Source organism: Candidatus Hydrogenedentota bacterium (assembly GCA_013359265.1).
In the GTDB taxonomy this organism is placed as follows: domain Bacteria; phylum Hydrogenedentota; class Hydrogenedentia; order Hydrogenedentales; family SLHB01; genus JABWCD01.
In genome coordinates this window covers 164,020-177,580 of record JABWCD010000005.1, presented here as the reverse complement: position 1 = coordinate 177,580, position 13,561 = coordinate 164,020, and the positions used below count along the sequence as shown (strand labels likewise).

The following is a 13,561-nucleotide window of genomic DNA, read 5'->3' as shown; positions in this document are numbered from 1 at the left end:
TTAACCGATGTATGTCAGTTCCGCGAGAAATTCGCGATTGCCCGCCGGACCGAGAAGCGGCGACGGTACGACCCGTCCCGGCGTGAACCCGAATTCGCGGGCCGATTCTAGCACCTTTTGGATCACGGCGTCGTGCACCTTCGGGTCGCGCACGACGCCGCCCTTGCCAACATGCTGCCGGCCCGCCTCGAACTGCGGCTTGATGAGCACGACACCCAAAGCGCCGGCATCGAGCACCAATTTCAGCCGCGGCAATACGAGACTGAGAGAGATAAACGAGCAGTCCGCGGTAAAGAAATTCGGCCGTATCGGAAAGGCGGCGGGCGTGATGTGGCGTACGTTGGTCCGCTCCATGACGACAACACGCGGATCGTTACGCAGTCTCCACGCCAACTGGCCATAGCCGACGTCAACCGCGTATACCCGCGCGGCGCCGCGCTGCAACAGGCAGTCCGTGAAGCCGCCGGTTGACGCGCCGACGTCGATCGCTATTCGTCCCGTTGGATCGAGCGCAAACGCATCAAGGGCGGCAGCCAGTTTGTCGCCGCCACGGCTGACGTAGGGCGAGCCGTCGCGGATATCGAGCGCGATTTCGTCGTCGAACTGCGCACCCGGCTTGTCGAGCACTTCGCCGTGGTGCGACAGCACTTTGCCCGCGCGTATTAGCCCCTGCGCCTGCGTGCGGGTAATTCCGGCGACGCGGGCGACGATACTATCGAGGCGGGATTTCATAGAGGTGCGACGGGGTGAACGCGCCAAAGACGTAGGCGCCGCCGAAAGCGGCGCGGGAGAAGTTTGGATTTCGGAATTCGGAATCGACGGGCATGGCGCGTCATATACGACCGCCCAACAGCGAGAGCAATCGAATACGCGAATACGAAGACGCCAACGCGGACCATACTCCGTCATTATGTGTGTCAGAATTTGACGCTTTCGTCTCCGACAGGTTTCTCGAAACCCGCCACCGCCAACTGTACGCGCCAATAGCGTGCTGCAATCGAAGGTTCATAATCCAGAACCCAAATTCGATCGTGCGACACATTAGTCCGTTTCAATCAACGCGATTGCCTGCGTGCTGATGGCCTCTCCGCGCCCTTCGGGACCGACGAGTTCGTTGGTCTTGGCCTTGACGGAAATACAACCGACGGGTATCGCAAGGCAGTCTGCGAGGCGCGCTCGCATGGCGTCGAGGTGCGGGTTTAGTTTGGGGCGTTGGGCGACGATGTTGGCATCGATATTGACAATTCGGTAACCGGCGCCGCGGACCAGATTTGCCGCGTGGGTGAGCAGTTGAATGCTGTCCGCGTCTTTGTATCGCGGGTCCGTGTCGGGAAAGTGCTGGCCGATATTGCCGAGTGCGGCCGCCCCGAGGAGTGCGTCGGTAATCGCGTGGGCGAGCGCGTCGGCGTCGGAATGGCCCTCGAGACCTTTCTCGAACGGGATTGTTACGCCTCCGAGGATGAGCGGCCGGCCTTCGCCGAGCCGGTGCAGGTCGTAGCCCAAGCCGACACGAATCACGCGATCCCTCCTTCGACGACACAACGCGCGAGTTCCAAATCGTGCGGCGTGGTGACTTTGAAATTCAAGGGCGACCCCATAACCAGTTTCACGCGGCCACCCGCCCGCCGCACGAGCGACGCGTCGTCCGTCCCGGTGAAGCCTTCACGCGTTGCCGCCGCGTGCGCGCGACGAAGCGTGTCGAGCCGAAAGGTCTGCGGGGTCTGGCAGGCCCACAGCGTCCTGCGGTCGGGCGTATCACAAAGAAACGCATCGTCATCGGCGATCAGGATGGTGTCGATGGATGGGACCGCAACGGTCGCCGCGCCGAACTCGGCCGCAGCCGCTATGGACTCGCGTATCGACTGCAGCGGCACAAACGGGCGCGCCGCATCGTGAATGACAACGATCTCGGTCGAGGTTTCCAACGCGGCAAGGCAGTTGGCAACGGAGTCCTGCCGCTCGGCGCCTCCGTCAACAAAAGTAATCTTCGCGGTCGGAAAGCTCGCTCCCAGACATTCCTGGAAACGGCCCCGCGCCACCGCGGCGACCGCAATGACGCAGCCGTCAACGAGGCCGAGGGGCTCGAAGCGCCTCAGCGTCCGGACGAGCAACGGCGTGCCCGCAAGTTCGATTAGGGCCTTCGGACGGTCCGCGCCGAGGCGCGTCCCCATACCTGCGGCGGGGATGAGCAGTTGCGTGCGTGGGTGCATGCGCCGCCGGTGTCAGGCGCTCGACCGCATGCCTTCCGATCTGCTTTGAGGATCGGCAGATTGGAACCGGGTGAATATCATCTTGCCGTTGGACGTTTGGAGCACGCTCGTGACGGTGGCCACCACGTTGCTCCCGATATGATCTCGCCCGCCATCCACGACAACCATCGTCCCGTCATCGAGGAACCCGACGCCCTGCATCGGCTCCTTGCCTTCGCGCACAATTCGGACGTGCATTTGTTCGTCCGGCAGGACAACCGTCTTGAGCGCGTTCGCCAGGTCGTGAATGTTCATGACGGCGACCCCGTCGATTTGGGCGACTTTCAAAAGGTTTTGATCGTTCGTAACTACCTTGGCGCCGATGTCCTTCGCGAATGCAATGAGTTTGCCGTCCACGGTATTCACGTGCTCCGGATCGTCCTCGACCACTTCGACGGTGACGCCGCTGTCGGGCGCCTGCAATTGTTTGAGCACATCCAACCCGCGCCGGCCACGCGCGCGACGCAAGCCATCGTTCGAATCGGCGATCGACTGCAGCTCGCGCAACACGAAGCGCGGCACTATCACCGCGCCCTCGAGGAAACCCGCTTTCGCGATGTCCGCGATGCGCCCGTCGATGATAACGCTCGTATCAAGCAACTTGGGGTAGCGGCCTTCGTAGTTCTTCCGGCTGACCGCGCGGACCAAGTTCTCCCAACTCGACGCGCGCGTGAGACCGAGGTTCACGCCAATGAAGAAAAACACAATCACGAGCGTCGCCTGGATATAGATTTGGAGGGTCGGGTCCTTGACTCCAAAGTTTTGGACCACGTACCAGGCGAGAAACCAGCCCGTGGCCATGGCGAGCAGGACGGAGACCAGCGCGGGAAAGAACCGTTCGAATGCCTCCTGCGTAACGAACCGCAGGGCAAATGAAATGGCGACCGCCACCAGAAAGCCGCAAAGGCCGCCCAGCGCAATGAGGATCCGCGCGGTATGCCGCGGCATTACGCTATGTTCAACATACTTAAGGATTTCCGATTTTTTCCCCGGCGGCAACTGTTTCTCGGCGGCCGCTCGTGCCGCGTCATCCATTTCGAAGTCGTCTTCGTGGGCCTCTGTATCCGACGGGGGCGATGGAGTGTAGTCGCCCCGTGCGACGGCGGACGCCAGCACGGCCTCGCGCGTCAACCGGTCGGCGGCGCGCTCGCTGTACTGATCAATTAAGTAGCTCGCCCACATTCCGCCAGTAATGGTGCAGGCGATAAAGAACAGTGATCGAATAATACGAGTAAACATATACTACTCCAATATGCTCACTTATAACACAGAACGATATGAAAATACTAAATCTTAATAATTAGATTACATATTTTACTAGTTGAGCATATTATTTCACGAATTGCTTCGGACGCTGACGCCGTGGCCCCTTGCGCCCGGGTGCGAGATTATGCGCGTCACGATCTCCTTAAAAGCCGAAAAGACATCGTTGTCATCCAAGGGCGCCCCTACCCTCTGCCCGTAGTGTGCACGCACAGGCCGCACAAACGCAACTACTTTTGTGTATACCCGATTCACTGCGATTAGTTCCGGCACAAACCAAGGGCCGGCGAAGTGCGCGCCCATCGCCGCAAGTTTCTCTTTCTTGTCCGTTAAATTCATGTCGCCGGCTGCGTGGCCGGCATATACGCAACCGGGAAAATCGACGTAACTACGCGCCACACAAAGGAGTTCTGGCGAATACGCCTGTGTCATGTCGGGAAAACGAGGGCCGAGTGTGGGGTCGTGGGAGCCGATGAGCGGACTGTCGCCCAGCAGATTGATGTGGTCCTCCACGGCGTATAGCGAGGCGGGCTTGGACGGCGTGCAAACCGGAACGCCTTCGCCCAACAGGAGAGCAGTCTTGATTTCCAGGTACGCGGCGGCTGCCACGAACCCCGCGCGGAGCATCGGTTCGGACTCGGATATCCCGACCCAGACAGTCAGCGTCTCGGCACGGCCATGCATATCGACACAGCATCGGGCGTCGCCGACGGCGTTGGGTGCGAATGACGTTGGGAACATCGCAAGGGCTCGCGCACCGCGGCAATTGCTTGCGCGAAGGATTTCGAGCGCTTCGTTGCGCGCCTGCGCAAGCGGAGATACGCGCGGCATAATCAGGCGTTCTCGCGAAGGCGGCGAACGACCACATCGAGGTCCAAGCCGTCGACGGCAATCGTCTTGTTCCGCGATTTCGCGCCTACGACAACTCGAACGGATCGTTTTGGAAGTGCGAGACAGTCTGCAATGAACGCCACTACAGCGTCGTTGGCTTCGCTGTCGACGGGGGGAGCGGTTACTGCAACGCGGACACGTCCGTCACTCTCCACGGAACATCCATTGCGAGATGCCCGCGGTTGGACGCGGACGGTGATTCGGCACGAGGTTGCATTGGCGTCAGGGGCATTGCGCCGCTTGTTCAGGACGCCTCGCTCCATACCCCCATGCGCCGGAACTTTTGTTGCCGTCGTTGGGGTGTCCATTCCCCCGCTTCTGCCTTGGCGAGAAACGTGGCGATCTCCGCGGAGAGCGCGGCCGCGGCGCCGTCCGGGTCCCGGTGCGCCCCGCCCTTCGGCTCGGGCAAGACCGAATCGATGACGCCCAGGGACTTGAGGTCGTGCGCTGTGATCTTAAGCGCGGCTGCGGCGAGCTCCTTTTTCGACGCGTCACGCCAAAGGATTTCGGCACAGCGTTCGGGCGGGCAGATTACGTAAATGGCGTGCTCGAACATTGCGACCCAGTCGCCGACGGCAATGCCTAGCGCGCCGCCGCTCCCACCTTCACCGAGGATGACAGAGAACACCGGAGTTTTCACGCGCATGAGGTACAGAAGGTTCGCGGCGATGGCAGGCCCTTGGCCGTGCTCTTCGGCTTCGGGATCCGGGTGCGCGGCGGGCGTATCAACGAGCGTGACAATCGGCAGGTGCAGGCGCTCCGCCATCTCGAACAACCGCAATGCCTTGCGGTATCCCTGCGGGTGGGACATCCCAAATTTTCGGTAAATCTTGTCTTCGGTCGACGTGCCTTTTTGTGTGCCGACCAAAATGACGGACTGCCCCTTGTAGCGGGCGATTCCCCCGACCATGGCGGTATCCTCTCCGGAACAGCGGTCGCCATGAAGCTCGATGAAATCCTCGAAGATTCGAGACGTGTAATCGAGCATTTTAGGGCGTTGTGCGTGGCGCGCGAGTTCAACGCGCTGCCACGGGGTCAGGTCGGCGGAGACACTCTGGCGCTCACGCTCAAGCTCGGCAGCGAGCGTCGTTCGCTCGTCCTCGGTCTTCGCCTTCGCCAACAGGCCTTCCAACTCGACGAGTCGTTTCTCAAACTGGAGCGGACTGGTCGCGGTATTGTCGCGTTTGGGTGCGGTAGCCAAATCCATCGAACTCCCTGTGCCTTGTGTCCCCGGCTCTAGGAAGGGGCTTACTATATCACGGCGGCCAGGCCGGGTGAAGTGGCCGAGATAAAAGAGAAAACGCCTACTTGCGCATGGGGCGCGTTCGGCGTCTTACCCGAGCTTCCGATGTGGATTAGACCTTCTCGAGAACCTCGCTGAAGTATTCGGCGAAGCAGTCTGCATGCCAGTACTCCCCGTTGATAACTTCGACGCTGCTCACCTCAAAGTCGATCTCGTCAATGGGCTCGTTGCACAACGCACAGCAATTCATGGTGTTAACACCTCCTTTCTACTGTAATCGTGAATTTATTCACGGTTTGAACCAAAGACTAAACTCGCAACTTATACCAGAACAATTCAGATAAATCAACTTTTATTTTGTCAATATAGAACAATTCCTAAACCTAATGAAATCATATATTTAACATAAACCACCATGAATAATTCATATTTTCGGTCCGCGCGAATATCGAGTGAGAATACCTGAAAAGGCCTCTTCGCCAGTGGTCTGCCAGCCCGGCGGACAAATCGGTCTATGCATCGAACACGCCTTGGTTTATACTAGAGGTCGAGACCCGCTGGCGGCCGGGGGAGAAGGCTCGCCAAGCGAGGGGCCATATTCCAAGGGGGACCAGGGCCATGGCCACGTTGAATTTTGCCCAATCACTCATCCACGCAGGCCATTACGAACAGGCGCTCCGCGAATTGGAATCCTGCGGGGAAGTCACGCCCGAAGTGGAACTAAACAAGGGTTTGTGTTATGCGGCATTAGGCCGCATGAGCCGGGCGCGACACGTGCTCGATGGACTGCGCCTAAGTGGTTTCGACCGTCATGCGGACAGGCTCGCGGCACGCTTGGCGGAGGACGCGCCAGTGCCGGAAATACCTCCCCCGGCGCCGCCAACCCGGCACAGGAGGATGGCGTGGATGTACGCAGGGTTCGCGGCACTGGGCGCCCTGCTCCTGCTTGAAGGGGTCTATGTGGGTGCAGGTCTCGTAACCCAGAACGATTATAAATTGGGCACTCGCGCAACGATCCAGAATAAGGCCGTGGTTCCGCAGCCGGTAGCGGTCACGCGGCAACAATCGGCTACGGCGAACGGCGCCACCGAGTTCCGCGTCATATCGTTGGGATTCGACGTGGACACAACGTCTCTGCTAGGGCACTGGAGCACGGTGGATTTCGTCTCGAATATCGACGACTTTCGACCCGGTGAACGCCAGTCGACGTTGGACTTTTTCGTGCGTGAGCTAAGCTTCTTCGATCACGGAACGATGTCGATGAATGGCGAGCGCTCGTCCTTCGCGTGGGAGCCGGGCTGGATCACGGAAATTGCGGCAAGAGTTAAGTGCCAGTACGCGGTGCGAACGCAGGACGGTGGCACTTACTTGTTCTTGCCGTGGCTGAACGGCGATGTAGTCAACGGAGGTATGGCCCCGAAATTCTACGTGCTTAAGAAGATCCAGAATTAGTCGATTCTATAGTCTGTGTTGCGGCGGTCCACGTTGTAAAACGGGGCCGCTCTGTTATTATGTGCGGCAAGGAAAAACGGCGGAGTAAACGACGGAAAATGGCGGAGAATACTTCAACGTGGCGCAGCGCCTGCGCGCTGTCGTGTTTTGTAGCAGCTATTGCGTTCGCGCAGCCGCCGGCGCCGCTGCCGGAACCGGCAAAAAAGGTCATCGATTTCGGGCAGGACATCCACACAATCCTCGCCGAGCGGTGCGCAGACTGCCACATGCAGGGGAAGGCCAAGGGCGGCTTCTCGATGGATTCGCGCGAGGCGTTGCTCAAGGGGAGCGAGAACGGGCCGGTTGTTGTTGAAGGTAACAGCCCCGAGAGCGTGCTAATAAAACTGGTGGCCGGTCTCGATCCCGACGCGGTGATGCCGCCGAAAGGCGAGCGGCTAAGCGACGAACAGGTCGCGTTGCTGCGGGCGTGGATCGATCAAGGGGTGAAGTGGTACGACGTGGCGCCCGCCGACGCGGCGTACAAGCCGTCGCTGAATCTTGCGCACGTAGAGTTGCCGCCCGCGAACGAGGCGGCGGGGATCACGAATCCGGTTGACCGACTCATCGATTCGTATTTTGCCGCAAACTCCATTTCCTGGCCCGCGCCCGTGTCGGACGCGGCATTCGCGCGGCGGGTCTATCTCGACACAATAGGATTGTTGCCGACCGCGCTGGAATTGGACGCCTTCATCGCCGATACGGCGGCGGACAAGCATGCGAAGCTGGTAGACAAACTGCTCGCCGATAACCTCGGGTATGCCGAGAATTGGATGACCTTTTGGAACGATCACCTGCGGAACGATTTCACGGGGACGGGATATATCGACGGCGGGCGCAAGCAGATCACACAGTGGCTGTTCGACGCGCTGTATCAGAATATGCCCTACGATCAGTTCGCGGCGCAGTTGATCAATCCGACGCCCGAGAGCGAGGGGTTCGTGAACGGCATCGTGTGGCGCGGGGTGACGGCAGCGGCCATGCGCCCGCCCATTCAGGCAGCGAATACGGTGTCGCAGGTGTTCATGGGCGTAAACCTCAAGTGCGCGTCGTGCCATGACAGTTTCATCGACCATTGGAAGCTGGTGGACTCGTACGGCATGGCGTCGGTCTTTTCCGACGAGCCGCTCGAACTGGTGCGGTGCGACGTGCCGCAGGGTAAGGAAGCGCAAATCAAGTTCCTGTGGGAAGAAGCCGGCGCAATCGATCCGTCGCGATCGAAGACAGGACGTCAGGCGCAACTCGCGCGGATTGTCACGAGCGAAGGCAACGGCTTTTTTACGCGCACGATCGTGAACCGGATTTGGGCGAAGTTCATGGGGCTGGGATTAGTCGAACCGCCGGATAAAATCGAAAACAAACCGTGGAACCCGGAACTGCTCGACTGGCTCGCCAGTGACCTCATCAACAACGGGTACAACGTGAAACACACGATGGCGCTCATTCTGAAATCTCACGCCTATCGGTTGCCTTCGGTGAGCACGCCGGAGGATGTGAAAGAGTATGCGTTCAAGGGGCCGGAAGTGCGGCGCATGAACGCGGAGCAGTTCCTTGACGCCATCGCGATGGTGACAGGCACCTGGCAGTCCGATCCGAAGTTTAACGTGCCCGAGCGCCCGCGAAAAAAGGACGAACCTGCCCCGCCGCCACAGGTTCGCGCATGGCGTGTGCCGTCGGACCCGTTGACCCGCGCGATGGGTAGGCCGAACCGCGAGCAGGTCACGTCACGGCGCCAGTCCGTAGCAACGCCGCTTGAGGCGGTGGAGTTGACCAACGGCCAGACCTTGGCTGCGTTTTTAGACAAGGGTGCGGCCAGCCTTGTGGCAGCAACGCCGGAGTCGGTCGAAGCGTTGGTAAGCGCGCTGTATAAGCAAGCCCTGCAACGGGATGCGACGGAGAAGGAAAGGGCGATCGCTGCCGGAATCATCGGCAATCCACCGACGACGCAAGGGGTGGCCGATTTTCTTTGGGCATTGACGATGCTGCCGGAGTTCCAACTGATATACTAGAGGCGCAAGGACATTCATTGTGGACGCAACCATTAGAACGAGGCTCATTTTTCGCACAGCTCTCTTGTCCATTTACTACGTGTTTATTGTTCTCGCTTGGTCGACCTGCTTGCTGCTCGGATACATAGTTTTCATCGGAATCTTTTTGACAGACTAGGTCAATGAGGATTGCACAATGCGAACCAATCTGAACCGCCGGGATTTCATCAAAACCGCGAGCGCCGCGACGTTGGGCGCGCTGGCCGCGAGCGCGCCACGACGAGTCTTGGCGGACGAATACGGAAAGCCGTTCCACGGCACGGCGGACACGATGATCGTGTTGTGGATGGGCGGCGGCATGGCGAGCACGGAGACGTTCGATCCAAAACGCTACACGCCTTACGAGAAGGACCTCAATCCCGATCGGGTGCTGAGCACGTTCCCGGCGATCGACACCGCCGTCGATAACATCAAGATATCTGAAGGACTCGAGAGAATCGGCGGCATCATGGATCGCGGCACGCTGATCCGTACCTACAAGGCCGCGGACCTCGGGTTCATTCTCCATTCGCGCCACCAGTACCACTGGCACACCGGCTACGAGCCGCCACTGTCTGTCGCCGCGCCGCACATCGGTTCGATGATCGCGAAGGCGCTCGGCCCGCGAAACCCGGACGTGCCGGCGTTCATCGACATCGGCCAGGGGTTCGACAATGGCGAAGGCGAAGAGCTGAAGGCGTTCCATACGGCGGGGTTCCTTGGCAGCGAATTCGGACCGTTCTTCGTTCCGAACCCGGAAACGGCGCAGGCCAGCGTCCAGCCGCCCGCGGGCATGACGCAGGAGCGCTTCCAGGCGCGTCACGCCGCATACAAACAGTTAATGGAAGAAAGCCCGCTGGGGGACATCGCCAGCGGGTATCAAAAGGATTCGATGCTGCGCTCGATCGAGAACGCACACCGGTTGCTTACGTCGCCCGCGGCCAAGGCGTTCGACCTGTCGCTCGAACCGAAGGAATCGTACGACAAGTACAACACCGGCAAGTTTGGGTTGGGCTGTTTGCTCGCGCGGCGGTTGACCGAGGCAGGCGCGCGGTTCATCGAAGTGACGTCAGAATACATTCCGTTCAAGTATTGGGACACGCACGAGGACGGCCACACGCGCATGGTCGATCTGAAAAAGATGATCGACGCGCCCGTGACGCAGTTGGTGCTCGACCTCGAAGAGCGCGGCCTGCTCGACCGCACCCTCATCGTAATCGCGACCGAATTCAGCCGCGACATGTTGACCGAGGGCAAGCCGGGCGCGCCGGTGAAGAACCAGGTGGAAGTGCCGCCGATTATCACGGAGATGAAACACTACGGCATGCACCGGCACTTCACGGACGCGGGTTCCGTCGTGCTCTTCGGCGGCGGCATCAAGAAGGGCTTCCTCTACGGGAAGACAGCGGACGAACGGCCGTGCGGCTCGATCGAGAACCCTATATCGACAACCGATCTGCACGCGACGATGTACCACGCGATGGGAATCCCCCCGAACCTCGGCTATACGATCGAAGACCGTCCGTTCTACGTCACCAAAGATGCGAAGGGCGTGCCGATTATGGAATTGTTCGCGTAGGAGTGTTCCCCTTGGGAATCGCAACTGGAATCGCGCTCACGAACGCGCAGCGCGACACGATATTGCGCGTGACGGCCAGATATGGCGCCCGCAATGTCCGGGTATTTGGCTCGGTAGTATCGGGGAAGGCGACTCCGGAAAGCGACATCGATATTCTCGTCGACATGGAACCGGGGCGCAGCCTAGTGGACTTGATCGCGATAGAGCAGGATTTGGAAGATGAACTGCGGGTTCATGTGGACGTGCTGACTGCGGCAGGCCTAAGTCCGTACATGCGCGGACAGGTGTTGCGTGAGGCCGTGGTTCTTTGACGAACGACCGGCTGTATCTCGAACATATCCGCGACGCCATAACGCGGATCGAGTCCTACACGGCCGATGGACGCGAGGTTTTCAAGAATACGCCGCACGTGCAAGATGCGTCTATTCGCCAGTTCGAGATTATCGGTGAAGCGTCCAAACGCCTGTCTGCCGAGGTGAAGAACCGTCACTCAGAGATACCGTGGCGCCGCATTGGCGCACTTCGCGACCATTTGATCCATCGGTACATGCATGTAGACCTGGAAATCATATGGCAAATAGTGGAGAACGATTTGCCCCAACTTAAGTCGATAGTATTGTCTGAATTGGCAAGCAGTTCAGACAACTAGACTCGATGCGCACCCTAATCGATCCCGATAACGCCCTGGCACTCGTGCTCCATCATTCAGCTCCCATGGGTCCCCGCCGAAATTCGGTCCACGCGGCCGTAGGGTGGACAGTTGCGGAGGACATAGCCGCCGACGCGGACTATCCCCCGTTTGATCGTTCAATGATGGACGGCTATTGCGTATGCGTTGCAGACGCCGGAGAACGGGTCCGCGTTGCAGGTGAGGTTGCGGCAGGCGGCACAGTAGCGGGTGTTCTAGTTGCCGGAACGGCCATCGAGATCATGACGGGGGCGCCGTGTCCCGCCGGAACGGAAGCGGTGGTCCCGAAGGAAGACGTGACGCGCGAGGGCGATGCGGTCACACTTCCACGCGAAATCACGATTGGTCAGAACATTACACGTCGGGGCACGGAGTGTGCGAAAGGCGCGACCGTCTTGCGTGTGGGCGACACAATAACCCCGCTTGCACTTGCGTCGATAGTTACATTTGGCATCGAATCCGTGTTGGCGTATTCAACGCCGCGCCTCGCGATCATTACGACAGGGGACGAATTGGTACCACCGAACGAGACTCCGGGACCGTCGCAGATTCGCAATTCAAACGGGCCAATGCTGACGGCGATGGCGCAGGCGCTGGGCGTCTCCCCCACGCTCGTCATTCATGCAAAGGACACGATGGACGAATTGCGCACGGCATTAGCGCGAGCCGCTGACACGGATTTCATCGTCCTCACGGGGGCGGTGTCAGCGGGAAAGTACGACAGCGTACCCGATGCGCTGTGCGAGTTCGGCGCGACGCCGGTCTTTCACAAGGTTACGCAGCGCCCCGGTAAACCCATCTTCTTTGCGACACGCGATAAGCAGTTGATTTTCGGATTGCCGGGCAATCCGTTGTCGTGCCATCTCGGGTTCCACCGTTACGTTGCTCCCGCGCTGCGAAAGTTCATGCACTGCGACCCTGTACCCCCGCGAATCGAGGGCGTACTGGCCGCTTCGTTTACAGTGAAAGGTCCCCGCACGCTGTTCCAGTTGGCGCGCGCGGAGCATCGCGACGCAGCGTGGCGCGTTACGCCGCTGGTGGGGCGCGGCTCCGCGGACATGTACGCGGCGGCGACTGCGAACGCCCTCCTGCGGTTCGAGCCCGGCGTTGGGTCAGTCGAGGCGGGGACACGCATCGAATTCGAGTGGTTGTTGGGCGCGCATTAGTCCATCTTGAGTATGCAGACGTCCCGGCACACCCGATGGTCCGTCCGCGCCGCGACGGCACTGATACTCGCATGCGTGGGTTGGTCCCTCGCGCCCATCTTTATTCGCCTGTGCAGCGCCGACTTCGATCCGGTGACGCAGTCGTTCGTGCGCTACGTGAGCGGGAGCATCATGCTCACGGCAATCTGCATGCTGCGATGGCGCGCCGAGTTTCTGTCGCTGCTGAGGCGCCCGTTCCGACTACTGGGCATTTCGGCGCTGAACATCTTCATGCAGTACATCTGGACCGTGGGGTGCTATGGCACGCCGGCGACCACTGCGCAACTTATCATCAAGCTCAGCGTCGTTTTTGTCATAGTTTTCGCGTACCTGCTCTACCGCGAAGAACGCACCGTGATTCGCGATCCGCGCTATCTCGGCGGCACGGCTGTCAGTCTTCTGGGCCTGGTGTTCGTGCTCATGCAGGATTCGCAGTCTTTGATTCCCGTAATGAATACGGCGACGCTGCTGCTCATTCTGATGTCCGTGTGCTGGGCCGTGTACGCCGTGTGGGGTAAGCATCTCGCGTGGAAGATGCACCCGGTGCCGATGTTCGGCGTCATGAGCCTGCACACGATGTTTGGGCTTGGCCTCCTTACGTTCCTCTTCGGCGATCATGATCGCATAGTAGACGTCCCGCAAAGCGTGTGGCTAATCGCGATCGTCTCCGGTTGCATCTCGATCGGTATATCGCACCCCGCGTTTCAATACGCGCAACGCGAGTTGGGGTCCGCCCTGTGCACCTCTGCAAACCTGATCAATCCGCTCTTCACGTTTCTCTTCGCGCTGGTCATGCTTCCCGGAGAGCACATGCAGCCCATGCAGTGGGTCGGCGCGGCGCTGCTGATGTCAGGCATGGGTTTCGTGCTCGCGGCATCGCAACGGCATCAAACCAAGGACGCACCGATTGAGGCCGCGGAGTGATACG

Annotated in this window: 15 protein-coding genes; 7 read left to right on the top strand and 8 right to left on the bottom strand. The window is 59.8% G+C overall.

Annotated features, from left to right (window positions below):
- The 8 genes from HUU46_06105 to HUU46_06070 all read right to left on the bottom strand — a co-directional run bounded on the left by HUU46_06105 (position 1) and on the right by HUU46_06070 (position 5,896).
- Positions 1–732 (bottom strand): TlyA family RNA methyltransferase, encoded by a 732-nt coding sequence (locus HUU46_06105; protein ID NUM53196.1) that lies wholly within the window; start codon positions 730–732, stop codon positions 1–3.
- A 309-nt stretch (positions 733–1,041) separates the two neighbouring features.
- Positions 1,042–1,518, bottom strand: a complete 477-nt coding sequence (locus HUU46_06100; GenBank protein NUM53195.1) for a 2-C-methyl-D-erythritol 2,4-cyclodiphosphate synthase — start codon at positions 1,516–1,518, stop codon at positions 1,042–1,044.
- Complete coding sequence (gene ispD, locus HUU46_06095; GenBank protein ID NUM53194.1) at positions 1,515–2,210, bottom strand: 2-C-methyl-D-erythritol 4-phosphate cytidylyltransferase; 696 nt, start codon at positions 2,208–2,210, stop codon at positions 1,515–1,517. The genes HUU46_06100 and ispD overlap by 4 nt, the downstream gene beginning before the upstream one ends.
- Before the next feature lie 12 nt (positions 2,211–2,222).
- Complete coding sequence (locus HUU46_06090) at positions 2,223–3,284, bottom strand: PIN domain-containing protein (GenBank protein NUM53193.1); 1,062 nt, start codon at positions 3,282–3,284, stop codon at positions 2,223–2,225.
- A gap of 300 nt (positions 3,285–3,584) precedes the next feature.
- Positions 3,585–4,343 (bottom strand): hypothetical protein, encoded by a 759-nt coding sequence (locus HUU46_06085; protein ID NUM53192.1) that lies wholly within the window; start codon positions 4,341–4,343, stop codon positions 3,585–3,587.
- 2 nt (positions 4,344–4,345) lie between these two features.
- The gene (locus HUU46_06080; GenBank protein ID NUM53191.1) at positions 4,346–4,666 is read right to left on the bottom strand and encodes a DUF167 domain-containing protein; all 321 of its coding nucleotides are present in this window, start codon (positions 4,664–4,666) and stop codon (positions 4,346–4,348) included.
- Positions 4,648–5,610: an acetyl-CoA carboxylase carboxyltransferase subunit alpha gene (locus HUU46_06075; protein NUM53190.1), complete on the bottom strand. Its 963-nt coding sequence runs from the start codon at positions 5,608–5,610 to the stop codon at positions 4,648–4,650. Before HUU46_06075 ends, HUU46_06080 begins: the two co-directional genes overlap by 19 nt.
- Before the next feature lie 148 nt (positions 5,611–5,758).
- Positions 5,759–5,896, bottom strand: a complete 138-nt coding sequence (locus HUU46_06070) for a hypothetical protein (GenBank protein NUM53189.1) — start codon at positions 5,894–5,896, stop codon at positions 5,759–5,761.
- Between the two features lie 368 nt (positions 5,897–6,264).
- Here HUU46_06070 and HUU46_06065 point away from each other — a divergent pair, with 368 nt between their 5' ends.
- The 7 genes from HUU46_06065 to HUU46_06035 all read left to right on the top strand — a co-directional run bounded on the left by HUU46_06065 (position 6,265) and on the right by HUU46_06035 (position 13,557).
- Positions 6,265–7,098 carry a tetratricopeptide repeat protein gene (locus HUU46_06065; GenBank protein NUM53188.1) on the top strand — a complete coding sequence of 278 codons (834 nt, stop codon included), beginning with the start codon at positions 6,265–6,267 and terminating at the stop codon, positions 7,096–7,098.
- Positions 7,099–7,196: 98 nt separating this feature from the next.
- Entirely contained in the window at positions 7,197–9,143 is a 1,947-nt protein-coding gene (locus HUU46_06060; GenBank protein ID NUM53187.1) for a DUF1549 domain-containing protein, read from the top strand.
- 175 nt (positions 9,144–9,318) lie between these two features.
- Complete coding sequence (locus tag HUU46_06055; protein NUM53186.1) at positions 9,319–10,740, top strand: DUF1501 domain-containing protein; 1,422 nt, start codon at positions 9,319–9,321, stop codon at positions 10,738–10,740.
- Between the two features lie 17 nt (positions 10,741–10,757).
- A complete protein-coding gene (locus HUU46_06050) occupies positions 10,758–11,051 on the top strand; it encodes a nucleotidyltransferase family protein (protein NUM53185.1) in 294 nt (97 codons plus the stop codon).
- Positions 11,048–11,389: a DUF86 domain-containing protein gene (locus tag HUU46_06045; protein NUM53184.1), complete on the top strand. Its 342-nt coding sequence runs from the start codon at positions 11,048–11,050 to the stop codon at positions 11,387–11,389. The genes HUU46_06050 and HUU46_06045 overlap by 4 nt, the downstream gene beginning before the upstream one ends.
- A 5-nt stretch (positions 11,390–11,394) precedes the next feature.
- A complete protein-coding gene (locus HUU46_06040) occupies positions 11,395–12,594 on the top strand; it encodes a molybdopterin molybdotransferase MoeA (protein ID NUM53183.1) in 1,200 nt (399 codons plus the stop codon).
- Positions 12,595–12,600: 6 nt separating this feature from the next.
- Positions 12,601–13,557 carry a DMT family transporter gene (locus tag HUU46_06035; GenBank protein ID NUM53182.1) on the top strand — a complete coding sequence of 319 codons (957 nt, stop codon included), beginning with the start codon at positions 12,601–12,603 and terminating at the stop codon, positions 13,555–13,557.
- The last annotated feature ends 4 nt before the right edge of the window (positions 13,558–13,561 follow it).